Annotated in this window: 22 protein-coding genes and 1 riboswitch; of the genes, 13 read left to right on the plus strand and 9 right to left on the minus strand. The window is 53.6% G+C overall.

What is annotated here, in order from left to right; genetic code table 11:
- Nucleotides 1-374: 374 nt before the first annotated feature.
- The 6 genes from CSR04_RS23600 to CSR04_RS23625 are packed head-to-tail and all read right to left on the minus strand — an operon-like array spanning nt 375 to nt 8,330.
- Nucleotides 375-713 (minus strand): hypothetical protein, encoded by a 339-nt coding sequence (locus tag CSR04_RS23600; RefSeq protein WP_102798817.1) that lies wholly within the window; start codon nt 711-713, stop codon nt 375-377.
- 44 nt (nt 714-757) lie between these two features.
- Nucleotides 758-1,552 carry a peptidylprolyl isomerase gene (locus tag CSR04_RS23605; RefSeq protein WP_102798856.1) on the minus strand — a complete coding sequence of 265 codons (795 nt, stop codon included), beginning with the start codon at nt 1,550-1,552 and terminating at the stop codon, nt 758-760.
- 44 nt (nt 1,553-1,596) lie between these two features.
- The gene (gene narI / locus CSR04_RS23610; RefSeq protein WP_102798818.1) at nt 1,597-2,277 is read right to left on the minus strand and encodes a respiratory nitrate reductase subunit gamma; all 681 of its coding nucleotides are present in this window, start codon (nt 2,275-2,277) and stop codon (nt 1,597-1,599) included.
- A 10-nt stretch (nt 2,278-2,287) separates the two neighbouring features.
- Nucleotides 2,288-3,007, minus strand: a complete 720-nt coding sequence (narJ, locus tag CSR04_RS23615) for a nitrate reductase molybdenum cofactor assembly chaperone (RefSeq protein WP_102798819.1) — start codon at nt 3,005-3,007, stop codon at nt 2,288-2,290.
- A 3-nt stretch (nt 3,008-3,010) separates the two neighbouring features.
- Nucleotides 3,011-4,540: a nitrate reductase subunit beta gene (narH, locus tag CSR04_RS23620; RefSeq protein WP_102798820.1), complete on the minus strand. Its 1,530-nt coding sequence runs from the start codon at nt 4,538-4,540 to the stop codon at nt 3,011-3,013.
- A gap of 1 nt (nt 4,541) precedes the next feature.
- A complete protein-coding gene (locus CSR04_RS23625) occupies nt 4,542-8,330 on the minus strand; it encodes a nitrate reductase subunit alpha (RefSeq protein WP_102798821.1) in 3,789 nt (1,262 codons plus the stop codon).
- A 261-nt stretch (nt 8,331-8,591) separates the two neighbouring features.
- Here CSR04_RS23625 and CSR04_RS23630 point away from each other — a divergent pair, with 261 nt between their 5' ends.
- From CSR04_RS23630 to moaE, 9 genes are all read left to right on the plus strand, one after another.
- Nucleotides 8,592-10,445 (plus strand): HAMP domain-containing protein, encoded by a 1,854-nt coding sequence (locus CSR04_RS23630; RefSeq protein ID WP_102798822.1) that lies wholly within the window; start codon nt 8,592-8,594, stop codon nt 10,443-10,445.
- Nucleotides 10,446-10,573: 128 nt separating this feature from the next.
- Entirely contained in the window at nt 10,574-11,227 is a 654-nt protein-coding gene (narL, locus tag CSR04_RS23635) for a two-component system response regulator NarL (RefSeq protein WP_102798823.1), read from the plus strand.
- A 123-nt stretch (nt 11,228-11,350) separates the two neighbouring features.
- A complete protein-coding gene (locus CSR04_RS23640; RefSeq protein WP_102798824.1) occupies nt 11,351-12,517 on the plus strand; it encodes an alginate export family protein in 1,167 nt (388 codons plus the stop codon).
- A gap of 77 nt (nt 12,518-12,594) precedes the next feature.
- Nucleotides 12,595-12,715, plus strand: a riboswitch (molybdenum cofactor riboswitch).
- On the plus strand, nt 12,704-13,672 hold the full coding sequence (moaA, locus tag CSR04_RS23645) for a GTP 3',8-cyclase MoaA (protein ID WP_102798825.1): 969 nt from the start codon (nt 12,704-12,706) through the stop codon (nt 13,670-13,672). Its footprint overlaps the riboswitch before it by 12 nt.
- Before the next feature lies 1 nt (nt 13,673).
- The gene (mobA, locus tag CSR04_RS23650) at nt 13,674-14,219 is read left to right on the plus strand and encodes a molybdenum cofactor guanylyltransferase (protein ID WP_172449473.1); all 546 of its coding nucleotides are present in this window, start codon (nt 13,674-13,676) and stop codon (nt 14,217-14,219) included.
- On the plus strand, nt 14,219-14,740 hold the full coding sequence (moaB, locus tag CSR04_RS23655) for a molybdenum cofactor biosynthesis protein B (RefSeq protein WP_102798827.1): 522 nt from the start codon (nt 14,219-14,221) through the stop codon (nt 14,738-14,740). The genes mobA (CSR04_RS23650) and moaB overlap by 1 nt, the downstream gene beginning before the upstream one ends.
- Complete coding sequence (gene moaC, locus CSR04_RS23660) at nt 14,740-15,225, plus strand: cyclic pyranopterin monophosphate synthase MoaC (protein WP_102798828.1); 486 nt, start codon at nt 14,740-14,742, stop codon at nt 15,223-15,225. The genes moaB and moaC overlap by 1 nt, the downstream gene beginning before the upstream one ends.
- Nucleotides 15,222-15,467: a molybdopterin synthase sulfur carrier subunit gene (gene moaD, locus CSR04_RS23665; protein ID WP_102798829.1), complete on the plus strand. Its 246-nt coding sequence runs from the start codon at nt 15,222-15,224 to the stop codon at nt 15,465-15,467. The genes moaC and moaD overlap by 4 nt, the downstream gene beginning before the upstream one ends.
- Nucleotide 15,468: 1 nt before the next feature.
- The gene (moaE, locus tag CSR04_RS23670; protein WP_102798830.1) at nt 15,469-15,945 is read left to right on the plus strand and encodes a molybdopterin synthase catalytic subunit MoaE; all 477 of its coding nucleotides are present in this window, start codon (nt 15,469-15,471) and stop codon (nt 15,943-15,945) included.
- Nucleotides 15,946-16,030: 85 nt separating this feature from the next.
- Here moaE and norR read toward each other — a convergent pair whose 3' ends face one another.
- Nucleotides 16,031-17,563, minus strand: coding sequence for a nitric oxide reductase transcriptional regulator NorR (gene norR, locus CSR04_RS23675; RefSeq protein ID WP_102798831.1), 1,533 nt, complete (start codon nt 17,561-17,563; stop codon nt 16,031-16,033).
- A 226-nt stretch (nt 17,564-17,789) separates the two neighbouring features.
- On the opposite strand from norR, the gene CSR04_RS23680 reads away from it, so the two are divergent.
- Genes CSR04_RS23680 through CSR04_RS25470 form a run of 3 tightly spaced genes read left to right on the plus strand, consistent with a single transcriptional unit; the run spans nt 17,790 to nt 21,476 of the window.
- Nucleotides 17,790-20,063 carry a nitric-oxide reductase large subunit gene (locus CSR04_RS23680; RefSeq protein ID WP_102798832.1) on the plus strand — a complete coding sequence of 758 codons (2,274 nt, stop codon included), beginning with the start codon at nt 17,790-17,792 and terminating at the stop codon, nt 20,061-20,063.
- 57 nt (nt 20,064-20,120) lie between these two features.
- Entirely contained in the window at nt 20,121-20,339 is a 219-nt protein-coding gene (locus CSR04_RS23685) for a hypothetical protein (protein ID WP_245921861.1), read from the plus strand.
- Nucleotides 20,340-21,476 (plus strand): methyl-accepting chemotaxis protein, encoded by a 1,137-nt coding sequence (locus CSR04_RS25470; protein ID WP_102798834.1) that lies wholly within the window; start codon nt 20,340-20,342, stop codon nt 21,474-21,476.
- Between the two features lie 140 nt (nt 21,477-21,616).
- Here CSR04_RS25470 and ytfE read toward each other — a convergent pair whose 3' ends face one another.
- Nucleotides 21,617-22,300 carry an iron-sulfur cluster repair protein YtfE gene (ytfE, locus tag CSR04_RS23695; RefSeq protein WP_102798835.1) on the minus strand — a complete coding sequence of 228 codons (684 nt, stop codon included), beginning with the start codon at nt 22,298-22,300 and terminating at the stop codon, nt 21,617-21,619.
- A 158-nt stretch (nt 22,301-22,458) separates the two neighbouring features.
- Nucleotides 22,459-22,953 carry a molybdenum cofactor guanylyltransferase gene (gene mobA, locus CSR04_RS23700; RefSeq protein WP_102798836.1) on the minus strand — a complete coding sequence of 165 codons (495 nt, stop codon included), beginning with the start codon at nt 22,951-22,953 and terminating at the stop codon, nt 22,459-22,461.
- 149 nt (nt 22,954-23,102) lie between these two features.
- Between mobA (CSR04_RS23700) and CSR04_RS23705 the strand changes: the two genes are divergently transcribed.
- Complete coding sequence (locus CSR04_RS23705) at nt 23,103-23,867, plus strand: HesA/MoeB/ThiF family protein (RefSeq protein WP_102798837.1); 765 nt, start codon at nt 23,103-23,105, stop codon at nt 23,865-23,867.
- Nucleotides 23,868-24,074 lie beyond the last annotated feature (207 nt).

Raw genomic sequence — 24,074 nt, forward strand, 5'->3', positions numbered from 1 at the left:
GCTGTTGGCTGTTGGCTGTTGGCTGTTGGCTGTTGGCTGTTGGCTGTTCAGTCTGACTCGCCCTCGCGCTCTGTCAAAGGATTTCTGCTTACTGACTACTGATTTACTGACCACTTAATTCAGCCATCTGACGACTGATTACTGACCACTTAGCTTAGAACTGACGACTTTAATTCTGTCGGACTAAAGTCCGACCCACCGCGCTTAGACTGAGTTTTGTTGTCGGAATAAATTCCGACCCACAGTGGGTTGGGCTTTAGCCCAACAAAATTAAATGACTTGCTGTACCTTGGACATTCAGCCGTACATCATGCTGTTACTGAAAACTCACATCTGACGACTGAATACTGATGACTGACGATGACGACTGACAACTAAATACACCCACCACAGCTACCACAACGCCAGTCAGCCGCATTGACCGCCTGATAAAACCAGCGCAGATGTTCCTCATCCAGCGGGATATGATGTTGTGCAAATACATCGATCAGCCAGTCGACATTGGCCACTATCCAGTCGTCTTCGGCTGTGCCCTCAATAAAGTCATCTTCATCGGGAAACAGATAACTGAAATTGCCGCGGGTATCCATATCGTTTTCAGCTTTACTGTCGGGCAGGCTCAGAGGTAAACCTTGATAGTGGATAATCCAGTGGCCCAGACACAGGGTATGCCCCTGTGCTGACCATTTGGCGTGAAAGGGATTGTCTGCCATGGTGTTGCCCTGCTGCTTAGCGGTATGTCGGGATAAATCCCGACCTACTGCATTAAAGGTGAGCCATCCAGGCCAAAATCAAAGCCCTGAATCTGTGCTTCGCTAAGCAGACGGGTGATGTATTGTGCGGTGGTTTTACGCCTGACCTTGTTGTCCAGATAGGTCTGGATATCGGCCCTGACCTGTTCAAAAGGTAAAGCATGACCATCCACACGGCGCACCACATCCACCACATGAAAGCCATAACGGCTTTCCAGTGGTTTATCCATCAAGCCCTGCGAGGCAGACAACAATTGACGTTCAAACTCAGGTACGGTCTGGCCCTTGCTTACCTGGCCTAAATTGCCGCCCAGTTTGGCCGAGGGGCAGTTTGAGTGAGCAGCGGCCAGTTGCGCAAATTCGCCAGGATTTTTTTGCAACCGGGCCAGCAACTCCTCGGCAACCTGTTTGGCCAGTTCGCGCTCATGCATATCTCGAGGGTCTGCAGCCAGTAAGATATGCCTAACTTCCAGCAGCGGCGCGGTGGCAAACTTAGCTTGATTGGCCTGGTAATATTGTTGGCAGTCTGCACTGCTGGCCTTTGGCCACTGACACTGATGTTCAAGTAACAGGTCCATAAGCTGCTGTTCCTGTTGGCTGTCCAGCGACTTGTCAGTCGGCCACAGGCCCAGCTTGACGGCGTGTTGACGCACCACTTCGTTAATAATCAGCGCCTGCGCCGATTTAACCGCCGCCTCGCGGCGACTGGCAGCCGGATGATACTGCATCTCGGCACTGATTTGTTCGGCACTGATAGTACATTCATTCACCTGTACGGCAGGAATATCACTGACAATCATGCGGTTCTCCAAAAACGACACATCCATGTGTCAACTGAGTGAAACTAGCGTTGACGCACCACCTGATAATTGCGGCGCATATACTTAACCGGCACACTCCAGATATGCACCAGGCGGCTGAATGGAAACAGCAGGAACAGGGTCATACCCAGCAATACATGTAGCTTGTAGATCATGCCGACACCGGCAATGGCCTGAGAAGCCGCTACAGCATTGAATGTCACCGTGTGCTGTGCCCAGGCCATCAGCTTGAGCATTTCCGAACCGTCCAGATGGCCCATGGAGAAAGGAATGCTCAACAACCCCAGGATTAGCTGGGCATACAGCAGCACCAGAATAATGATATCCATCTTAGTGCTGGTGGCGCGCACCCGTGGATTGGTGAGGCGACGTTTAAGCAAAATCGTCATGCCATACAAGCACACCAGACCAAACAGGCCGCCAGCCGCCATGGCCACCACCTGTTTGGTTGCGGCACTGATACCCAGCCAATGCCAAACCTGATGCGGGGTCAGCAACCCAACAAAGTGCCCGGCCAGAATCGCCAGTATACCGATATGAAAGGCGAAACTGCCCTTACGCAGTTGCTTGCTTTCCAGCATCTGACTGGAGCCGGTTTTCCAGCTGTAGGGTTCACGGTCATAACGAATCAAACTGCCCAGCACAAATACGGCCAGCGCAATGTAGGGATAAATCCCGAACAACAAATGGTTGATAAATGACATGCTCGGCTCCTTAATTCAGCCGCACAGGGGCTGGAGTATCAAAAAATTCAATGGGCACCTGCTGATCGCGCCGCTGCCCTGGTTCAGGGCGCTGACGCTGGCTGGGGCAACCGCCATTGATGGCATCGCCACCGAAAGTAACGGCCTCCTCTTCCCACACTTTGTCCAGCGCTTTGGGAGTATGGTCTGCCTTTTCCGCACTGATCTGGCTGCGCAGCTCCTGCAAGTCCACCGGTGCCTGACTAAGCGCAAGCAAGGCTTTAAACAGCCCGGCATAGTCCGGGCTGCGCTTCTCCAGGCGCACCGCCAGTAAACCAAGTACCGGCGCAATATCAGCCAGCCAGCCCCTTGCTTCATGCTGCTGGGTTGAGGCGAACTCCAGAAACAGCGGCAGATAATCCGGCAGTTCCTGTTCGGCAATCTCCAAACCGGCGGCCCGGTATTGGGCAAGCAATTCCACCATGGCCTGGCCGCGATCCCGCGACTCACCGTGAATATGCTCGTAAATCAGCAACGACAGTGAACGACCACGCTCAAACAGGCCATCGTATTCTTCCTGCCAGTCCAGCAGATCGCCGTTGAAACGCTGTTCAACAAAGTGGCGCAATGCCTGCTGGTGTTCATCAGGCATGGAGCTGGCGTCAATCAGCGCCAACACCTCCTGACGGGCACCAAGCAATTCCGCTTCAGGGTAATCCAGTAATCTGGCAATTAAGGTCAGTATCTTCATGACTTACTCCTGTACATCTACCGGGATAACCTGACGCACCGTCTGGCTCTTGCCACCAAACAGGTTCACCCCGGACGAACTGCTGCAACCATTGCCAAAGCTGAAACCACAGCCACTTTTCATGTCGTAGGCCTGCTCGGCATAAGCGGTATGGCTGGTAGGGATAACAAATCTGTCCTCGTAATTAGCCAGCGCCATCACCCGGTACATCTCTTCTATCTGCCAGTCATGCAGGCCTACTGCGGCGATCACCTCATCGTCCTTAACGCCTTCCACCTGCTGGGCACGCTTGAAGGCGCGCATGGCCAGCATACGTTCTAAGGCCCGAATCACCGGCTTTTCATCACCGGCGGTAAGCAAATTGGCCAGATACTTAAGCGGAATACGCAGGGATTTCAGATCGGGAATGATACCGTTCATACCCACGTGTCCGGCTTCCATCGCGGTTTGAATGGGCGACAGCGGCGGTACATACCAGACCATGGGTAATGTGCGGTATTCCGGGTGTAGCGGCAGTGCCACCTTCCATTCCATGGCCATTTTATATACAGGTGATTGCTGCGCGGCCTGCAGCCAGGCCTCGGGAATGCCTTCACGGCGTGCAGCAGCCTGCACATCCGGGTTGAAGGGATCGAGGAAAATATCACACTGGGCCTGATACAGATCCTTGTCATTCGGTACTGAGGCGGCATCGGCTATCTTATCAGCGTCATACAACATCACGCCCAGATAGCGGATACGTCCCACGCAAGTCTCTGAACAGATAGTGGGCTGCCCCACTTCAATACGCGGATAACAGAAAATACATTTTTCTGATTTGCCGGTTTTCCAGTTGTAGTAGATTTTTTTGTAGGGGCAGCCTGACACACACATACGCCAGCCCCGGCACTTGTCCTGATCGATCAGCACAATGCCGTCTTCTTCGCGTTTGTAGATGGCGCCGCTGGGACAAGACGCCACACAGGCCGGATTCAGACAATGTTCACACAAACGTGGCAGATACATCATAAAGGTGTTTTCAAACTGGCCGTAGATGTCGGCCTGCACCTGATCGAAGTTCTTATCCTTACGGCGTTTGGAAAACTCAGTGCCGAGAATTTCCTCCCAGTTGGGTCCCCATTCAATTTTTTCCATACGCTGACCGGAAATCAGCGAACGAGGGCGGGCTACCGGCTGGTGTTTGCTTTCGCCGGCCCGGTGCAAATGCTGATAGTCAAAATCAAAGGGCTCGTAGTAATCATCAATCTCCGGTAAATCCGGGTTGGCAAAAATATTTGCCAGAATCCGGCGTTTACCACCTTGTTTAGGCTCCAGTTTACCGTTTTTGCTGCGTACCCAGCCGCCATTCCACTTTTCCTGATTCTCCCATTCCTTGGGGTAGCCAATACCCGGCTTGGTTTCTACGTTGTTAAACCAGGCATATTCCATCCCTTCGCGGGACGTCCAAACGTTTTTGCAGGTAACCGAACAGGTGTGACAACCAATGCACTTATCCAGGTTCAGCACCATGCCTATTTGCGCTCTGACCTTCATGTTACTTCTCCTGCTCGTTCATCTGGGCATCCAGGGCGTCGACGCTGTCATCGTCCAGCCAGTCCACCTTGCTCATTTTGCGTACAATCACAAACTCGTCACGGTTGCAGCCCACTGTGCCGTAATAGTTAAAGCCATAGGCCTGCTGGGCATAGCCACCGATCATATGGGTGGGCTTTAGCACTGCACGGGTTACCGAGTTATGAATACCACCACGGGTACCTGTGGTTTCGGCGCCGGGGATATTCACGATACGTTCCTGGGCGTGGTACATCATGCTCATGCCTTCGGGCACCCGTTGCGACACCACAGCACGGGCAGCAATGGCACCGTTGACGTTGAATACTTCGATCCAGTCGTTATCCTCGATACCGGCCTTGGCTGCATCCGGCTCGGCAATCCACACAATAGGGCCGCCACGGGACAGGGTCAGCATCAGCAGGTTGTCGGAATAGGTGCTATGGATCCCCCATTTCTGGTGCGGCGTGATCCAGTTCAGTACCAGTTCCTTATTGCCGTTACCTTTCTTATTCAGCAAGGGTCGAATGGTTTTCAGGTTGACCGGCGGCTTGTACAGGCAGTGCATTTCACCGAAATCCCGCATCCATTCATGGTCCTGATAAAACTGCTGACGGCCGGTGATAGTGCGCCAGGGGATCAGTTCATGTACATTGGTGTAACCTGCGTTGTATGACACATGCTCGTCTTCCAATCCCGACCAGGTGGGCGAGCTGATGATCTTGCGCGGCTGGGCCACAATGTCGCGGAAACGGATCTTCTCCTCTTCCTTGGGCAGCGCCAGATGACGGTGATCCAAGCCGGTGATCTGTGACAGTGCGTCCCAGGCCTTCACGGCCACCTGACCATTGGTTTCCGGCGCCAGCGACAGAATCACTTCGGCCGCATCAATGGCACTGTCAATTTTTGGTCTGCCCTGATTAGCACCAGGTTTAATATGGCGCTGATTCAATTCACCAAGAAAGTCCACTTCCTTCTGGGTGTTCCAGCTAATGCCTTTGCCACCATTACCCAGCTTGTCCAGAAGCGGGCCGAGTGAGGTAAAGCGGGCATAGGTGTTAGGATAATCCCGCTCTACGGTTAGCATGGCGGGGGCGGTTTTGCCTGGGATCAGGTCGCACTCCCCCTTCCACCAGGCCTGGCCACCAAAGGGTTGCGCCAGTTCAGCCGGGCTGTCGTGCTGCATCGGCAAGGTGACCAAGTCCTGTTCCACCGCCAGATGCCCTTCGCATAAGTCAGAGAAAGACTTAGCGATACCTTTGAAAATATCCCAGTCGCTGCGTGACTCCCATACCGGATCAACCGCTTTGGACAAGGGATGAATAAAGGGGTGCATATCCGAGGTATTCAGGTCGTCCTTTTCATACCAGGTGGCCGTGGGCAGCACGATATCCGAATACAAACAGGTGGTGGACATACGAAAATCCAGCGTCACAAACAAGTCCACCTTGCCTTCCGGGGCCTGCTCCACCCACTTCACATCTTCGGGCAAATGACCGCCCTCTTCCCCCAGGTCCTTGCCCATCAAGCCGTGTTTGGTACCAAGCAAATGGCGCAACATATATTCGTGGCCCTTACCCGAGGAACCCAGCAGGTTGGAGCGCCAGACAAACATATTACGCGGGAAGTTTTTCGGGTTATCCGGGTCCAGACAGGCAAATTCCAACTCACCGGATTTCAGTTGCTGAACGGCATAGTCCTTGGCGTCCATACCGGCCGCTTTGGCATCCCGGCATAGCTGCAGAGGATTCATACCCAGTTGCGGCGCCGACGGCAGCCAGCCCATGCGTTCTGCCCGGGTGTTGTAGTCAATAATGGCCCCAGTCCATTTACTCTTGTCCGCCAGCGGGGAAATCACTTCCTGCATATGCAGTTTCTCGTAGCGCCACTGACTGGAATGGTTATAGAAGAAAGATGTGCCATTCATATGGCGCGGTGGTCTGATCCAATCCAGGGCAAACGCCAGGGGCGTCCAGCCAGTCTGTGGGCGAAGTTTCTCCTGGCCAACATAATGGGCCCAACCGCCGCCGCTCTGGCCAATACAACCGCAGAGGATCAACATATTGATCAGACCCCGGTAGTTCATATCCATGTTGTACCAGTGGTTCATCCCCGCACCGACAATGATCATGGAGCGGCCTTTGGTTTTGGCGGCATTGTCGGCAAACTCACGGGCCACTTTCACCACGTCGCTGGCCCGCACGCCGGTAATGGCCTCCTGCCAGGCTGGCGTGTAGGGCAGATTCTGTTCAAAGGTTTTGGCGCAGTTGGGATCCTGGTAACCGTTGTCTACCCCGTAATTCGCCAGTGTCAGGTCAAATACCGTGGCCACCAGCACTGTACGTCCATCTGCCAGCGTGACCCTGCGGGTCGGCACCTTGCGTGGGATCACCGCATCGTGTTCGGTGTGCTGGAAGTAACCGTATTCATGCTCCCGGCCACCGAAATAGGGGAAGTTAACCGCCACCAACTCGTCATGACTGGTTTTCAGGCTAAGTTGCAACTGCAGTTGCTCACCACTTTTGCCATCGCGCTGGGTAAGGTTCCATTTCCCCTTGCCAATACCGGCCTCGGCTTCGCCCCAGCGATAGCCGATTGCGCCAGTGGGGGATACCAGCTCGCTGCAGGGTTCATTAATGGCAATGGTTTTCCACTGCGGATTATTGTCTTGCCCAAGGTTGTCCAGCAGATCCGAGGCGCGTAAAAAACGGCCCTGCACATAGCCACCGCCTTCGTGTTCATCCAGCATCACCAGCATCGGCATGTCGCTGTAACGACGCACATAGTCGGTGAAATACTCCACCTGCCGCTCGACATAGAACTCCTTGAGGATCACATGGCCAAAGGCCATGGCCAGGGCGGCATCGGTGCCCTGTTTGGGCGCAAGCCACTGGTCGGTGAGTTTAGCCACTTCCGAGTAGTCCGGGGTCACACTGATGACTTTGGTGCCCTTGTAACGCACTTCGGTCAGAAAGTGCGCATCCGGGGTGCGGGTTTGCGGTACATTGGAGCCCCAGCAGATAATGTAATTGGAGTTATACCAATCAGCAGATTCGGGGACGTCGGTTTGCTCCCCCCACACCTGCGGCGATGCTGGTGGCAGGTCACAATACCAGTCATAGAAACTCAGGCAGTTACCGCCAATCAGCGACAGATAACGGGCCCCGGCCGCATAAGATACCATGGACATGGCGGGAATAGGTGAAAAACCGGTAACCCGATCCGGCCCATAGGTTTTGGTGGTATACACATTGGCCGCAGCGATGATTTCGTTGACTTCATCCCAACGGGCCCGCACAAAGCCACCCAGACCGCGCTGCTGCTTGTAGTCTTTGGCCTTAACCGGGTCTTCCACTATGCTGGCCCAGGCATCCACCGGGTCGCGGTGTTGCAGTTTGGCCTGACGCCAGAGTTTTATCAGGCGCTTGCGGATCTTGGGATATTTAAGGCGGTTGGCACTATAGATATACCAGGAATAACTGGCCCCGCGTGGACAACCGCGCGGTTCATGATTCGGCAGATCAGGACGGGTGCGAGGATAATCGGTTTGCTGGGTTTCCCAGGTGACCAAACCGTCCTTGACGTAAATTTTCCAGCTACAGGAGCCGGTGCAGTTAACCCCATGGGTAGAGCGCACTATCTTGTCATGCTGCCAGCGGCGGCGATAGCCTTCCTCCCAGTCTCGATTTTCGTCCGTGGTCACGCCATGGCCGTTGGCAAATTGCCCTTTGATACGCTTGAAATACTGTAATCTGTCCAGAAACTGACTCATGCCGGACTCCCATTAATGTTTTTAGCTACTGGTCTTGGCGATTGGAACCGCCCTGGCCATTAGTTAAATAGATAGCGCATAGCCCCGCAATCCCCTGTCAGAGAAGGGTTTAGAGGCAACTACCCCTAAATAGGTAGCTGTTAAATTAGGCAAAAATCAGTAAAATCGCGGTATTAACCAAGGGTGATGGGTAGAAAAACAGGGACAATCCTCTCCCCCTGTTTATTAGGAGTACCCCCTGTGCCCCAACAAGGCCTAAAGATGTTTAAGCAACTCAATCGTTCCATCGTCTTTCAGGTCGGGCTGCTGATGTTTGCCATCAGCCTGCTGGCGGTGGTCAGTATGGCCAGTTCGGTGGTCATCAGTGACAGTGCCGAAACGGATGCCTATGCAGTGAACCTGTCCGGCACGCTGCGTATGCAAAGCTATCAACTGCTTTTGAGTCTGATGCGTACAGACCTCAGCCCGGCAGAGCGCGAAAGCCGTTTGACTCAGCAGGTGCAGCAATTTGACCGCACGTTGCAACTGCCCACCTTGCAGCGACCAGCACGGGCTGAACGGCGCAGCGAACACTTTCGTTTATACGAGTCTATTCTGGCCCGCTGGCAGGACAGTATTAAAGCGGACATGCTGGCCACACTGCACAGCCCCGACAAGCTGGCAACCCTGATAAATGAAGTAGACCAACTCGTGCAAAGCATTGATCAGTTGGTCCGCGTGCATCAGCAGCACGCCGAACAGAATGTTGCCGCCATTCGCCTGATTCAGGGCCTGGCGCTGCTGTTAACCGCGCTGCTGATGATAGTGGCCATGTTCACGATCAGCCGCCATATCCGCCAGCCACTGGCACAGCTCACCCAGATTGCCCGTCAGATTGGTCGTGGCGACTTCACCGGCCGGGCACCAGACCATGGCCACGACGAATTAGCGCTGCTGGGCCATACGCTTAACCATATGTCTGACGCGCTCAGCCGTTCTCATGCCCAGTTGGAAAAGAAAGTCCAGGAAAAAACCTTACGCCTGCAGCAGAGTAATCAGTCTATTGAGTTGCTCTTCCATATCAGCAATAGCTTGCAGGACTCCCTTAGCCATCCCTCCGACTTTGCGCCTTTGCTGAAACGGTTAGCCAATATCACCGGTTTGTCAGATTTGGATCTGTGCGTGATGACGGCCTCGGGTAGCACCCCCTACGAGCATCTGATGACCCGTGACAAAATTCTGCCCAGCCGCTGCGTGGAGCAGGATTGTTCGGGCTGTGTGGACAATACCCCACCCTGCGACAACAAACTGACCTTCCCCCTGAGTCGCTCCAATAACAACTACGGCGTGCTGGTTTGCCAGTTACAGCCCGGCCAAAAGCTGGAAACCTGGCAAATGCGTTTGCTCAAGTCGGTGGCCGAACAGTTTGCCGTCAGTCTCAGCCTGCGAGACCAACAGGAACAAAGCCGCCGCCTGGTGCTGATGCATGAACGCACCGTAATCGCCCGTGAATTGCATGATTCCCTGGCCCAGGCATTGTCTTACCTGAAAATTCAGGTGGCCAGGCTGGAAAAACTGCTGAAAATGCCGGACGGTGCCACTAAGGCCGAACCCGTGATTGATGAACTGAAAACCGGCTTAAGTTCGGCATATCGCGAGCTACGCGAACTGCTGACCACCTTCCGCCTGAAAATGGATGGACAGAGTCTGCACGCGGCCATGGCGCAGAGCCTGCAGCAGTTGCAGGAACGCAGCGAACAGATTCGCTTTAAGCTGGAGTTTGAGGTGGAGAATCTGCCATTTAGCCCGAATGAGGAAATACATCTGCTGCAAATCACCCGCGAGGCGGCACAAAACGCCCTGCACCATTCCTGTGGCGATGAAGTGGTGGTCAGCTTGCGCCGTGACCAGCACAATCCATCGTTACTCAGACTAAGTATCAGAGACAACGGGGTGGGAATTGAGGAAGATCCGGGCAAACTGAACCATTACGGTCTGGCCATTATGCGGGAGCGCAGCCGCAATCTCGGCGGTGAACTAAGTGTTTGCCGCCATGCTGACGGTGGCACCCTGGTTAGTTTTGAGTTCGAACCTGAGTACTTTGCCCAGCGTGATGAAGAAGTGGTCGGATTGTAATTTGCCGTTCAGAGCAACTACGCCAACTACCCACTAAGAGGTACCCACCTATCTCCTGAGATTGGTTGGCATCCCTGCCCGCAAAGGTTAGGCTTTGAAAACTATCCAGATAATGACCGGAGCAAAGGATGTCTGATTTTACCCCCGCCAGCGTATTAATGGTTGATGACCACCCCCTGCTGCGCAAAGGGCTGACCCAACTGATCGAACTGGAGGATGATCTTCAGGTGGTCGGCGAAGCCAGCAGTGGCCAGCAGGCTATCGAGCTGGCCGAAACCCTGGACCCGGACCTGATTACCCTGGATTTGAATATGCAGGGCATGGACGGTCTGCAAACTCTCAAAGCCTTGCGTGAACGGGGTGTGACTGCCCGCATTATTATGCTGACAGTGTCAGACAGTGATGAGGATGTGGTCGAGGCCATTCGCTTAGGCGCCGACGGTTATCTGCTGAAAGACATGGACCCCGACGCCCTGATCGATAAGCTCAAAGAAGCAGTACTGGGCAAAATGGTTATGAGTCCCAAGCTCACCGAGATATTGGCAACCGCCTTGCGCCGTCCACAGCGCCAAACCAACCGCGCACTGGCCAGCCTGACCAGCAGAGAACTGGATATTCTTAAACTTATCGCCAAGGGACTGAGCAACAAGCTGATTGCCAGGGAACTGGATATTTCAGATGGCACGGTGAAGGTGCATGTAAAACACTTGCTGAAAAAACTGGATCTACGTTCCAGGGTAGAAGCCGCGGTGTGGATGGTTAATCAGCAAGGTAAGGCTTGATACCTCTTTAGGATAAGCGCCGAAGGCTTGGGGGTAGTGGGCGCGGCGCTTTGATATACATCAACAAGTTAGCTTGTGACACTTTTCATAGTAAAGGCTGTACTCATCACCCGGACACCGACTATGAAATGTTTTGTTCTGCCCTTGCTGCTGCCCCTGGCCGTGGCTGCCGACCCACATCCTGATCTGAGCGACGCCCTGACTCAGGGTAAGGCCAACATCAGCTTGCGTTATCGCACCGAAATGGTGGATGACAAGCAATGGTCACATCAAGCCTGGGCCCATACCCTGCGCGGCCGCTTCGGCTATCACAGCGGCGACTATTATGGACTGTCGGCGCATATGGAACTGGACAGCGTGACGCATCTGGGCGCCGAAAAATATCAGTCCACCAGCAACGGGGTCACAGACCGCCCTGTGATAGCCGATCCCACCGGCAGCGACATCAACCAGGCGTACCTGGCTTATCAGCACGGCGCCTGGCAGATGAAAGCCGGACGACAACGGCTCAATCTGGACGACCAGCGTTTCGTCGGTAGCGTCGGCTGGCGTCAGAACGAACAAACCTTTGACGGCTACCGCCTGCAATATCAATGGCAGGATCTCAGCCTGGATTACAGCTATTTCCACCGGGTGAATCGCATTTTCGGCGATAACAGCCCGGCTGGCACCTGGCACGGGGATATCCATTTACTCAACAGCCACTATCAACTGCACAGGCAACACCGGCTCACCGCCTTCTCTTACTGGATGGATTTTGCCGAGAGTCCGGCCTTGTCGAATCAAACCCTGGGCGTCACATATAACGGCGAAGTGGCCGGTATAAAGATCACTGCCAGCCTGGCCAGCCAACAGGACTATGCCGAGAACCCGGCGGACTATCGGGCCATTTATTGGTCTACCCGTGTGGCTGGTAAATGGCAGGCACTTGACTGGCATCTGGGTTATGAACGTCTGGGCGCGGACGCACAGGGCCGGATTGTCACGCCACTGGCGACCCTGCATAAGTTCCAGGGTTTTGCCGACAAATTCCTCAATACCCCCATGCAAGGATTGCAAGATAGCCACGCCGGGCTTGGCACCAGTCTGGGTAACGCCAAGCTACAGCTGACCTACCATCATTTTGTCAGTGATAAGAACCATCTTGACTACGGCCATGAGTGGGATGCCACGTTTGGCTTGCCAGTTTACGACCAGCTTGACTTGCTGGTGAAATATGCGGCCTACCATGCAGGTCAATCCGGCACCGATACCAACAAACTGTGGCTGATGCTAAGCGCAGCCTGGTAACGCTAATGCGCCGTCCATCTATCCCTTTTGGGGAATAGTCATAATGCCAATTTCACGTAGGCTTGTCAGTGCCCGGACCGTTCCGGGCCTGCCGAGCCCTTAGCGCTAAACCTGCGGGCATGCGCCATTGGCCTATAGGGTTGGACGAGAAATCTGCCAGCCTCCCATGTTTGGAAAGGTGTGAGTATGTTGGAAGACAGATTTGGCCGCCGCTTTCGCTATTTGCGGCTGTCGATTACCGAAGTATGCAATTTTCGCTGTAGCTATTGCCTGCCTGAAGGGTATCAGGGCAATACCAGGCAAGCCTTTCTCAGCCCACAGGAAATTACCACTCTGGCCGGGGCCTTTGCGGGTCTGGGCACGAGTAAAATTCGTATCACCGGTGGTGAACCGTCACTGCGTAAAGATCTGCCACAAATTATACAGCGCTGTGCACAGACGCCGGGTATCCAAAAAGTCGCCCTGACCACCAACGGTTTTAAATTGCCCAAGATGGTGGACCAATGGGTAAGCGCCGGACTGAATGCGCTGAACGTCAGTATTGACAGCCTGGATCCGCGCCAGTTTTATGCCATTACCGGCCATGACAAACTGCATACCGTGCTGGCCGGACTGGACCGTGCCTTAGCATTAAATTTGCCGGTAAAGGTCAATGCGGTCCTGCTTAAACCCTATTCTCAATCGCTGCTGCAGACTGCACTAACCTGGCTGAAAAGCATGCCGGTCACCTTACGCCTGATAGAACTGATGCAAACCGGTGACAATCAGGCGTTTTTTAGCCAGCATCATTTAAGTGGCCAGGGTATTAAGCGCGCGCTGCTTGAACAGGGCTGGACCCGCATTACACCAGATAAAGCCGCTGGCCCCGCCCAGGAGTTCAGCCACCCGGACTACCAGGGGCGTATCGGCCTGATTATGCCCTACGACAAGGATTTTTGTGCCTCTTGCAACAGGCTTAGAGTGGCTGCCAACGGCGACCTGCATTTGTGCTTGTTTGCCGAGCAGGGCCTGTCGCTGCGCCCCTGGTTGCAAACCGGCGATATTGCCGCCGTGCAGCAACGCTTGTCAGAACTGATTGGGCTTAAAGATGCCAGTCACTGGCTGCATCAGGGTCACAGCGGCGCAACCCGCCAATTGGCCATGCTGGGAGGATAATATGCTGACCGGATTGGTACTGGCCGGGGGAAAATCCAGCCGCATGGGCTGCGACAAGGCTTTACTGGACTACCATGGGCAATCACTTTTGCAGCATACCAGCCGATTACTGGCAGACAGCGGTTGTCAACGGGTAATGATAAGTCGCAACCAGCTAGGCTTTGTGCAGGATTTGATTAAAGATGCCGGTCCGTTGGGTGGCATTCATGCCGTACTCACCCATCTGCAGGATGATGACGAGCTGCTGATCGTGCCGGTGGATATGCCATTTTTGCAGGCCGCGCCATTGCGCTTACTTTGCCATCAGGGCCGACAGCGGCAAAGCCCCTGCTACTTTCAAGACAGTTTTTTACCCCTGTATTTACCGGTAAACCCGGCGCTGCGTGATTATCTGGCTGAGTTACTCGAAAACGAAGGTTGCGGCTCGGTGCGGCAGATGCTTGACCAGCAGGGCGCGCTGTCCATACCCTGTTCTGAGCTAAATATGCTGCAAAACATCAATACCCCGGCCCAGTGGCAACATGCCTCGGCCCCCAGGAGTGCCTAATGAAAACGAATTTCTGTTTAAACATTGCGCTGCTGACCTTGTCTGACAGCCGTAGCCTGGCACAGGACAGTTCAGGTCAGTATCTGGCAGACGCCATTACATCGGCGGGTCACCACCTGGCTGACAGAAAACTGCTGCGCTGTGATTTTTATCCCCTCAGGGCCCAGGTCAGCCAGTGGATTGCTGATGTGGGCATTCAGGTGGTGCTGATCAGTGGTGGCACCGGCTTTCACCCCAGAGACTGCGCCCCCGAAGCCCTGCTGCCGCTTCTGGCCCAGCAGGTAGATGGCTTTGGTGAACAATTCAGGCAGCTTTCATTTGCCGATATCGGCAGTGCGGCAATGCAATCCAGGGCCTTTGCCGGCTTGGCCAATCATACCCTGATAGCCTGTATGCCCGGCTCCACCAATGCCTGTCGCACTGCCTGGCAGCATTTGCTGGCCCCACAACTGGACGCCAGCACTGGCCCCTGTAACTTCGTCGCGCATTTACTTGGCGAACATGGCTGTGTGGGGCGCTGATGCAGAGTCTTAGTCATGTCAATCAACAGGGTGACGCCTGCATGGTAGATATCACCCAAAAGCCAGTGACTCAGCGCATGGCCAGCGCCCAAGCCAGAATAACAATGCGCCCACAGACGCTGGCAATGATAAGCCAGGGCAGTTTGCCCAAGGGGGACGTGTTCGCAGCAGCGCGACTGGCCGGTATTCAGGCAGCCAAGCAGTGTGCCAATCTGATCCCTTTATGCCATCCGCTGCTGCTTAGTAAGGTGGATATTCACTTTGAACTGGAACAGGCCAACCAGGCCGTGCTGATCCGCAGCCTTTGCAAACTGGCAGGTCAGACCGGTGTGGAAATGGAAGCGCTGACCGCCGTCTCGGTAGCAGCACTGACCTTGTTTGATATGTGTAAAGCGGTAGACCCGGCGATGTGCATCGGTGACATCCGGGTACTTGAAAAACAAGGCGGCAAAAGCGGCCATTGGCAGGAGGACCAGTCAGTATGATTACCGTGTTATTTTTTGCCCAGCTACGGGAACAACTGGGCCATGACAAGCTGACCTTACACAGCGCCTTTTACGATATTGGTGCGCTGCGCCATTATTTAATGGCCCAGCACAAAGAATGGCAGGCTTATCTTGCCCCGGATAATTCCCTGGCCGCGGTTAATCAATGCTTAGTGAATGACCATCATCCCTTACATTCCGGCGATGAAGTGGCCTTTTTCCCACCGGTAACAGGAGGCTGATATGCGTGCCAGGCAACCATCAGATTATATCTCTGTCAGGCAGGCCAACTTCTGTCAGGCCGAAGAGTACTTGGCACTGTGTGCCGGTAACCGACAGGACGGCGCGGTGGTGAGTTTTGTTGGTCTGGTACGGGATTTTAATCAGCATAACCAGGTACAAACACTCACGCTGGAACATTATCCGGCCATGACCGAAAAATCCCTTAAAGCAATAGTCACAGAAGCACGCGATAGGTGGCCGGTTAGCCGTGTAAGATTGGTTCACCGCGTTGGTACTTTAAACACCGGTGAGCAAATTGTGTTTGTTGGTGTCAGCAGTTGTCACCGGCACCACGCCTTTCTGGCCTGTGAGTTCATTATGGATCAGCTAAAAACCCGCGCGCCCTTCTGGAAAAAAGAACAAGGCGACACTGGTGAACACTGGGTGCAGGCCAATCCGCAAGATCAACAAAAAGCGCAGCAGTGGCACCGCCAGTAACTGTGCAGCCAGGCGCGCAGCCAACAGCAACAAGAGCGCGCTGCTGCACGCCCCAGGCCTGAAAGCGCGAATTCACTGTTAGTGGTTATTTTACCCCAAGGCGTTTTGCCAGTTTATGCAGGTTACTGGCGTCCAGTTCCAGTAACCGGGCTGCCTGAGCCCAGTTTTGCCCGCTGCACTCCAGTGCAGCCTTGATGGCCTGCCGCTGAGTTTGATCCAACAAAGTTTTCATCGGCATCAACGTCTGCTCACTGGCTGCCTCAGTTATTGCTGGCACGACAGGCTGGCTGTAATCAACATCCAGATCCAATAGCTCCGGTGCCAGGGTGAAAATGCCGTCACGGGCCGGGCTGCGTCCCAGACATTTGATCGCAGCCCGACTGATCACATGTTCCAGCTCACGGATGTTGCCCGGCCACTGGTAAGCCAGCAAGGCTTGTTCTGCCTCACTGGACAAACGCAGACTGCGTAATCCCAGTCGCGCACGATTCTGTTCCAGAAAATGACCGGCCAGCAGCAGGATGTCATTGCCTCTTTCCCTCAGTGGTGCAATAGGCACGGGGTATACCGACAACCTGTGGTAAAGGTCGGCGCGAAAATCGCCATTTTTGACACTGTCTTTAAGCTGCCGATTGGTGGCGGCCACAATCCGTACATTGACCTTGCGCGGCTTATCAGCACCAAGGCGCTGAATTTCACCGTTTTGCAGAGCCCTTAGCAACTTAGCCTGCACGGCCAGCGGTAACTCCCCTACTTCGTCGAGAAACAAGGTGCCGCCGTTGGCGGCTTCAAATTTGCCAGCCCGCTCCTGATGTGCCCCGGAAAACGCTCCTTTAACATGACCAAACAGCTCACTTTCCGCTAAGGATTCGGGTAACGCCGCGCAGTTCACATGGATCAGGGGTTTATCTACCCGCCTGGAGTGCAGATGCAAACGCCTGGCAAATAATTCTTTGCCGACACCGGTTTCCCCCAGCAGTAGCACCGGTAACTCTGAATCCGCCACTGTATCCAATTCTGCCAGCAGTTGCTGCAATGCCTGGCTACGTCCAACAATTTCGGTTTCACCGCTGCCCCCAGCTTCCTGCGGCATTGCCGCACCAATGCGCGACTGGCGCAAGCTGCGATTTTCCTGCTCCAGCCGGGTGGTGCGAATAGCGGCTTCCAGTAAGAGTTTCTGCTGTTTCAGTCTGGATAACGCCGACTGATCAAAGGTGCCGGGTGACAAACTATCAAAGGTGATCACCCCCCAACTCTTGCCATCCTGCTCAAGGCGCATTCCCATACAGTCATGCACAGGCAGCGGTTCACCGGCTAACTGATCCAGTAAGCCGTCGTAAGGATCAGGCAACGCGCTGCTGTGTTCAAAACAGACCGGTTGCTGCTCACTGGTCAGAATTGCCGCCAGCCTTGGGTGCTGGGCCGGTAAGAAACGCCGTCCCAGGGTTTCCTTGACCAGCCCGGTGACAGCCAGGGGCTTTAGCATTTCACCTTCCAGTTTCAGCAGCGCTACGGCGCCGCATTCAAACTCGGCCTTAAGGGTTTTAACCAGTCTTTCTAAACGCAGTTGGTCAGGCAGTTCGACCGATAGATCTGCCACCAGAAATTCATTCATCATGGTATTTACAACCCTTTAAACGGTAAATAGAACCTTATCAAAACAAGGTCTATTTTACCATATTGTTTTTTATTTCTTTATTTTCATTGAGTTAAACCATGGCACAGGCCTTGCCATAGAAGGTTGCGCTTCACAACAATAACGGAGAACACCCAAATGCTACCTACCTGTTGCAAGATGCTGCCTGTCAGCACTCACTTATTTACCCATCACCGGGAGAGGATGTATGGCTAATTATCGTCGACTCTGGTTTGTGCTTATCGCCATACTGGCGGTTACCTTTGCCATGCTGGGCTATTTCGGTCGCGAAGTATATCGCCAGGCCCCGCCTATTCCTCAGCAAGTGGTCACCCCTTCGGGACAGGTGCTGATGACCGAATCGCAAATCCTGGATGGTCAGACAGCCTGGCAATCCATCGGTGGTATGCAGCTTGGCTCAATCTGGGGCCATGGCGCTTATCAGGCCCCCGACTGGACTGCCGACTGGTTACACCGGGAACTGATGGCCTGGCTGCAACTGGCGGCAGAAGACACCTACGGACAAGCCTATAGCAGGCTAGATGCCGAACAGCAGAATCTGCTGAAATTTCGCCTTAAACAGGAGTATCGACAAAACACGCTGCAGCCAGGCGATATTGTGCTGGTCAGTGCCCGTCGGGCGGCCGCCATGGCGGACGTGGCCGGATACTATGACAAGCTATTCAGTGACCACCCTGAATTGCAAAGTAGCCGTGAAAGTTTCGCCATGAAAGAAAATACCCTGCCAGATGCAGGTAAACGTGCCAGCATGGCACATTTCTTTTTCTGGACAGCCTGGGCCGCCGCCACCGAAAGGCCTGACTCTGCTGCAACCTATACCAACAACTGGCCCCATGAACCCCTGATAGATAATCAACCCACAGGCGAAAACATCCTGTGGTCGGTTATCTCTGTGGTCCTGCTGATTGCCGGCATCGGCGGCCTGGTATGGGCCTGGGCATTTCTGCGTAAAGAGGATGCCGAACCACAGGCACCACAGCGAGACCCACTGAGTCTGGTCAAGCTGACAGCCTCGCAACAGGCGCTGGGCAAATATGTGTTTTTGGTGGTGGCGCTCTTTACCTTTCAGGTTTTTCTGGGTGGCTTTACCGCCCATTACACGGTGGAAGGCCAGCAATTCTATGGCCTGGATGTATCACAGTACTTTCCCTATTCCCTGGTCAGAACCTGGCATATTCAATCCGCGCTATTCTGGATAGCCACCGGCTTTCTGACTGCAGGGTTGTTCCTGGCCCCGATCATCAATGGCGGGCGCGATCCCAAATTCCAGAAACTTGGGGTCGATATATTGTTCTGGGCCTTGGTGATCGTGGTGATTGGCTCCTTTACCGGTAATTACCTGGCCATTGCGCAAATCATGCCAGCCGAATGGAGCTTCTGGCTGGGCCATCAGGGTTACGAATTTGTTGATCTTGGCCGCTTATGGCAAATAGGTAAGTTTGCTGGCATTGTGTTTTGGCTGGGCCTGATGCTACGCGGTATCGTCCCAGCCCTGCGCCAGCCAGGTGACCGCAATCTGCTGGCACTGCTAACCGCCTCAGTGGTCGCCATAGGCCTGTTCTATGGTGCAGGGTTCTTCTATGGCGAGCGCACACATTTGTCCATTATGGAGTACTGGCGCTGGTGGATAGTCCATCTTTGGGTGGAAGGCTTTTTTGAAGTGTTTGCCACCACCGCCCTGGCCTTTATCTTCTGCAGTATGGGCCTGGTGTCCCGCACCATGGCCACAACGGCCAGTCTGGCCTCGGCATCGCTGTTTATGCTCGGTGGCGTACCTGGCACCTTTCACCATATGTATTTTTCCGGCACCACCACCCCGGTAATGGCGGTAGGTGCCACATTCAGTGCGCTGGAAGTGGTGCCACTGGTGGTACTGGGCTACGAAGCATTTGAGAACTGGCGCTTACAACAACGTGCGCCCTGGATGCAGCAGATCAAATGGCCACTGATGTGTTTTGTGGCGGTGTCTTTCTGGAACATGCTGGGGGCCGGGGTATTTGGCTTTATGATCAATCCCCCGGTTGCGCTCTATTACATACAAGGTCTGAACACCACGGCCACTCATGCCCATGCTGCATTGTTTGGGGTGTACGGCTTCCTGGCCCTGGGCTTTGCCCTGCTGGTGCTGCGTTATATCCGGCCAGGTTTAGTCTTTAGCGAGAGACTGATGAAAGTCGGCTTCTGGTGGTTAAACGGCGGTCTGGTATTGATGCTCTTCACCAGTTTGCTACCCATTGGCGTACTGCAATTTTATGCCAGTGTGTCACAGGGATTCTGGTATGCCCGCAGTGAAGCCTTTATGCAGACTCCGTTGCTGGAAACACTGCGCTGGATCAGAACCTTAGGCGATGTGATTTTTATCATCGGCGCCCTCGCCTTGTCCTGGCAGGTGGTTAAAGGCTTATTGGCATGGGGGCACAATTCGGCCCTAACGCAACCCACCACCGCGGAACAAGATTAACCCCTTGGGGCAGGCGCACATCCTGCCCTACTGCCCAAACTGTTTATGGAGGTATACATGAAATTTCCACAACTGACCCGAATGGCCGAAGGCCTGCTGGTTTTATCTGTGAGCATTATGTTGCTGACAATCTGGGTAGGTTACCTGGCCGCCGATCACTTCAGCATCACTGTGCAGGTGAGTGCCCATATCAGCCTGATTTTTGCAGCCACCCTGCTAAAAATCGCCTATGTGCTCAGATGTATTGGACGCCATGCACAAAAACTGGAGGTTTAAATGCTGCTTCACTCCCTACAACAATATTTCGGCCAGCACTACAAACAGCAATGGTTGCAAGCATCAGAAACACTGCGCACAGAACAACAGGCCAAGTGCGATATGCAACAGCAGCTATATCTGTGCCAACAGGAAAACCAGCGTCTCAAACAAAAGGACAGCTTACGCCATGAACAGCAGGCCATATTAACCGGCTTTGCTGATTCGCTGGATGGCTACCGGCAAAGCTTTCAGCTACTGCAGACATTCCTGGCCGACGAAAGAGACAATATGGAATCTCTAAACAAACGCTCTGTGCATGTTCAGCATGCACTCAGTCAGGTGCTGGGCAATCTTGGCGACATTCTCGGCCGAACCCGGCAAATGGCAGCAGATATCGTCGACTTGAAACAACACACCGGGCAAATTCAGGCAATTAGCGAGCAAGTCAACGACGTGGCTCGAACCACCAATCTGCTGTCTCTCAATGCCAACATTGAAGCAGCTCGTGCTCAGGAGCACGGGCGGGGTTTTAGCGTAGTGGCCAACGAAGTGAGGACACTGGCACAAAAAACCGGGCAGCTTACCGGCCATATAGGTGACAAGGCAGAGGAAATAGAGCGCAAAGTGGAGCAAACCCACAAACAAAGCCAACAGGATATCGCTCTGACCCAACATCAGCTTGGGCACGTGGAGCGGCATATCGGAAATATCAGTGAGCAACTGCAGGATATGCGGCATATTCAGGCCAGCCTGGTTAAAAGTGCCTTATTGGCAGAGATTGAGCTGGGCAACATAGAGGAATTGCAGTTGGTCGTCACCGTACAACGTATGGTGCTAGGCCTGTTGCCTATTGACCTGACGCAGGCTATTGGCAAAGAAGAGTGCGGCATTGGTCGCTGGTATTACAACCCCATGTTTCGCACCCACTTCGAATCCATTCGGCAATTCCGGCAACTGGAGCAACCGCATGAACAGGTACATGAATTTGCCCGCCTGGCTTTGCAGGCAGCAAACGAGAAACAATTCAAAACCGCAAAGACTTGTTTGCTCAGTATGAACCAAGCGGCTGCGGAAGTGGCCAGTCTGATTAAATGCCTGACTGAAGCGCTGATTCACGGACAGAGCAATCAGATCCTATCGACCCGGGTGGCCTGACAAGCCGCCCCGCATCTATCCGACATGCATACCTGCCCCAGACTAACACAAAAAAAGTGACCACAGATAAGATACAAAGATAGAAAAAATCGGGTGGGCAATCAGACCACTACGCCCACCCGATGGCTGGAAAGCCGTGCTTAGTGACAACTACCGCAACAACTGCCTTCGCCGCTTTGGCGCTCAACAAACAGGACATTGTTTTCCAGGTGAATATGGTCCATTAAGTCTTCTTTTAATTCCTTCAGGCCCAGATAGAGGGCAGTCCAGGTATTACAGGCGCCAAGCGGGAGTTCCAGATCATGGGCCAGTGTCAACATCTGCTCCAGTGCCTCACCATGATCCAGGTGCTCTTCCTGCATGACATTGATGGGACCAGACGGATGAAAGCCATTTGACAGCATAGGAAATAGAATCTGCTCTTCTTTGAGCATATGGTTTTCCAATTCCAGATGCATGTTTTCCAGATGTTCTGCCAGCCCCTGCGGGCAATCGGCTGAATCGCCATGCACCTGTTCTACGCGTCTGGCCAGGCGGATCAACTCGGGTAGTTGTTGTCTGTGTTTGGCATGAAATCGCTCCAGAATATGTGCGATCAGTTCCTGGTTACTGGCAGAAGTCCAATCCTTTTCGGTCTCACCTTTCTCTGCCAGTTGCTTAAGCTCTGTCAGAATAGGCTCGGCTTGCAGGCCCTTCTTGTGCAGTGCTTCGGCCAGGGTACGATGACCACCGCAGCAAAAATCCAACTTATAGTGATGGAAAACCCGCGTGGCACCGGCAATTTGAATGGCCAGATTACCCAGGGATTGATACAACATTTCCATAGTGTCTCCTGTTAACTCTCTACTGGTTTATCTTAGCCAGACTCTGCAAACAGCAGACCATGTTTATCCTATTGTTTTATATGAGCTTAATTCAAATAGGGTAAAATGAACCATCAACCTGACAGGGTTTAAAATACCCTAATGGTAATTTAAACCCTCTAACTAAGGGTACGCAGCAGACAGCTAGGATCAGGCGCGACCAATTGCCGGGGCTGTAAAATAGTTAGGCAATCGGTATTCACCGGCTCACCACAGGTTAAGCGGTGCTCCAGGCATTCACGTAGGGCCTGGCTATTGTGCAGATACAGCGGCAGACCGTGATGACGATAGTGGCAACTGCGCTCGGCAATGCGTCCGGACACCAGCAACCAGCGCAGCAGTTCGGTGGATAAGCCGGGCATATCCGGTGCAACACAGAGCAAATGACACTCAGGGCGGTAAAACAGCCCGGCGTGCAGCGCAGACAATATGCCATGATGCGGATAAATATCAGGTATATAGCCTGGGCTGAAGCAATTACCGCTAATTGCCACGCTGGTAATCCCACATTCACTTAACAGGGTGTTAAGTCGTGTCACGCCACGTTCAAAATCAGCGGATTGTAACCAGGCATCACTGCATTGATAGGTGATAACTAAGCCTAGCGTTTCCATCTGTCACTCCCAACTACTGCTAAGTGGTCAGTTGACCAGCAAGAACAAACTTTCGCCATACACCCTATGGGGTAGCCACAACGCCCAAATAGGTATTGCCCCTGGACACGTCAGGCGTTAAAAAGAACAAAACTCCGCAGGAAGCCGTGATGTCCGATACGCTCAACCATCAACAAGCCCTTCGTTATAACAGGCAGGTATTGCTGCCGGGTTTCGACCTTGAAGGCCAGGAAAAACTACTGTGCGCCAACGTTCTGATCATGGGTGTGGGCGGCCTGGGTAACCCTGCCGCGCAATATCTGGCCGCATCCGGCGTTGGTCATCTGACATTATGTGACGATGACAAAGTGGAACTCAGCAACCTGCACCGGCAGATCCTGTTTGCCGAAGGCGATATTGGCCAGCAGAAGGTCCAGGCGGCATCCGCCAGATTGCATGCCATCAACAGCGAATGCCGAATAACGCCATTGGCTACCCGCCCTGATGAAAAGCAGCTTTCTGAGCTTATCAGCCAGCATCAGGTCATACTGGATTGCACTGATAACCTAACCAGCCGTAATCTGATTAACCGCCTTTGCGTACAACTGCAAAAGCCGCTGGTGTCAGGTGCTGCCATCCGCATGGAAGGCCAACTGTTCTGTTATCAGCCCCACCTAGACTGCCCCTGTTATCAATGCCTTTCCAGCCTGTTTGGCGAACAAAATCTCAGTTGTGTTGAATCCGGCATTCTTTCGCCGGTGGTCGGCGTTATCGGCGTAATGCAAGCCCTGATGGCAGTGAAACTACTGGCCGGACTACCGGTGCAAACAGCGCAACTGCAACAGTTCGATGCCCGCACAGGCCAGTGGCATACCTTTAAGCTGTCTCGCCACCCGGACTGCCCGGTCTGTGTCAGGTCGTCACAGCGGTTTTAACCCAGGAACCTGAATAAGCCCTTAAAACCTACGCAAATCAATCACAAAGGATGCAAATAATATAGAGTATCCGCGGCGGGTAATATTGATCTACCGCAAGCATCGCGGCTTGGCGTAATTTAATCCGGACGTTAATTTAGCGATGGTTGGCAGGCTTACGTGGTCGAAGCAATATTGGTTTTTTAACTGCCGGTGAAAGCCGTATAG

It is taken from the genome of Bowmanella denitrificans, from assembly GCF_002887595.1.
Classification (GTDB): domain Bacteria; phylum Pseudomonadota; class Gammaproteobacteria; order Enterobacterales; family Alteromonadaceae; genus Bowmanella; species Bowmanella denitrificans.

Excerpts from the sequence above, each read along its gene's own strand:
- CSR04_RS23600 (WP_102798817.1), bottom strand. The coding sequence starts at position 713 with ATGGCAGACAATCCCTTTCACGCCAAATGGTCAGCACAGGGGCATACC.
- CSR04_RS23605 (WP_102798856.1), bottom strand. The coding sequence starts at position 1,552 with ATGATTGTCAGTGATATTCCTGCCGTACAGGTGAATGAATGTACTATC.
- narI (WP_102798818.1), bottom strand. The coding sequence starts at position 2,277 with ATGTCATTTATCAACCATTTGTTGTTCGGGATTTATCCCTACATTGCG.
- narJ (WP_102798819.1), bottom strand. The coding sequence starts at position 3,007 with ATGAAGATACTGACCTTAATTGCCAGATTACTGGATTACCCTGAAGCG.
- narH (WP_102798820.1), bottom strand. The coding sequence starts at position 4,540 with ATGAAGGTCAGAGCGCAAATAGGCATGGTGCTGAACCTGGATAAGTGC.
- CSR04_RS23625 (WP_102798821.1), bottom strand. The coding sequence starts at position 8,330 with ATGAGTCAGTTTCTGGACAGATTACAGTATTTCAAGCGTATCAAAGGG.
- CSR04_RS23630 (WP_102798822.1), top strand. The coding sequence starts at position 8,592 with ATGTTTAAGCAACTCAATCGTTCCATCGTCTTTCAGGTCGGGCTGCTG.
- narL (WP_102798823.1), top strand. The coding sequence starts at position 10,574 with ATGTCTGATTTTACCCCCGCCAGCGTATTAATGGTTGATGACCACCCC.
- CSR04_RS23640 (WP_102798824.1), top strand. The coding sequence starts at position 11,351 with ATGAAATGTTTTGTTCTGCCCTTGCTGCTGCCCCTGGCCGTGGCTGCC.
- moaA (WP_102798825.1), top strand. The coding sequence starts at position 12,704 with ATGTTGGAAGACAGATTTGGCCGCCGCTTTCGCTATTTGCGGCTGTCG.
- mobA (WP_172449473.1), top strand. The coding sequence starts at position 13,674 with ATGCTGACCGGATTGGTACTGGCCGGGGGAAAATCCAGCCGCATGGGC.
- moaB (WP_102798827.1), top strand. The coding sequence starts at position 14,219 with ATGAAAACGAATTTCTGTTTAAACATTGCGCTGCTGACCTTGTCTGAC.
- moaC (WP_102798828.1), top strand. The coding sequence starts at position 14,740 with ATGCAGAGTCTTAGTCATGTCAATCAACAGGGTGACGCCTGCATGGTA.
- moaD (WP_102798829.1), top strand. The coding sequence starts at position 15,222 with ATGATTACCGTGTTATTTTTTGCCCAGCTACGGGAACAACTGGGCCAT.
- moaE (WP_102798830.1), top strand. The coding sequence starts at position 15,469 with ATGCGTGCCAGGCAACCATCAGATTATATCTCTGTCAGGCAGGCCAAC.
- norR (WP_102798831.1), bottom strand. The coding sequence starts at position 17,563 with ATGATGAATGAATTTCTGGTGGCAGATCTATCGGTCGAACTGCCTGAC.
- CSR04_RS23680 (WP_102798832.1), top strand. The coding sequence starts at position 17,790 with ATGGCTAATTATCGTCGACTCTGGTTTGTGCTTATCGCCATACTGGCG.
- CSR04_RS23685 (WP_245921861.1), top strand. The coding sequence starts at position 20,121 with ATGAAATTTCCACAACTGACCCGAATGGCCGAAGGCCTGCTGGTTTTA.
- CSR04_RS25470 (WP_102798834.1), top strand. The coding sequence starts at position 20,340 with ATGCTGCTTCACTCCCTACAACAATATTTCGGCCAGCACTACAAACAG.
- ytfE (WP_102798835.1), bottom strand. The coding sequence starts at position 22,300 with ATGGAAATGTTGTATCAATCCCTGGGTAATCTGGCCATTCAAATTGCC.
- mobA (WP_102798836.1), bottom strand. The coding sequence starts at position 22,953 with ATGGAAACGCTAGGCTTAGTTATCACCTATCAATGCAGTGATGCCTGG.
- CSR04_RS23705 (WP_102798837.1), top strand. The coding sequence starts at position 23,103 with ATGTCCGATACGCTCAACCATCAACAAGCCCTTCGTTATAACAGGCAG.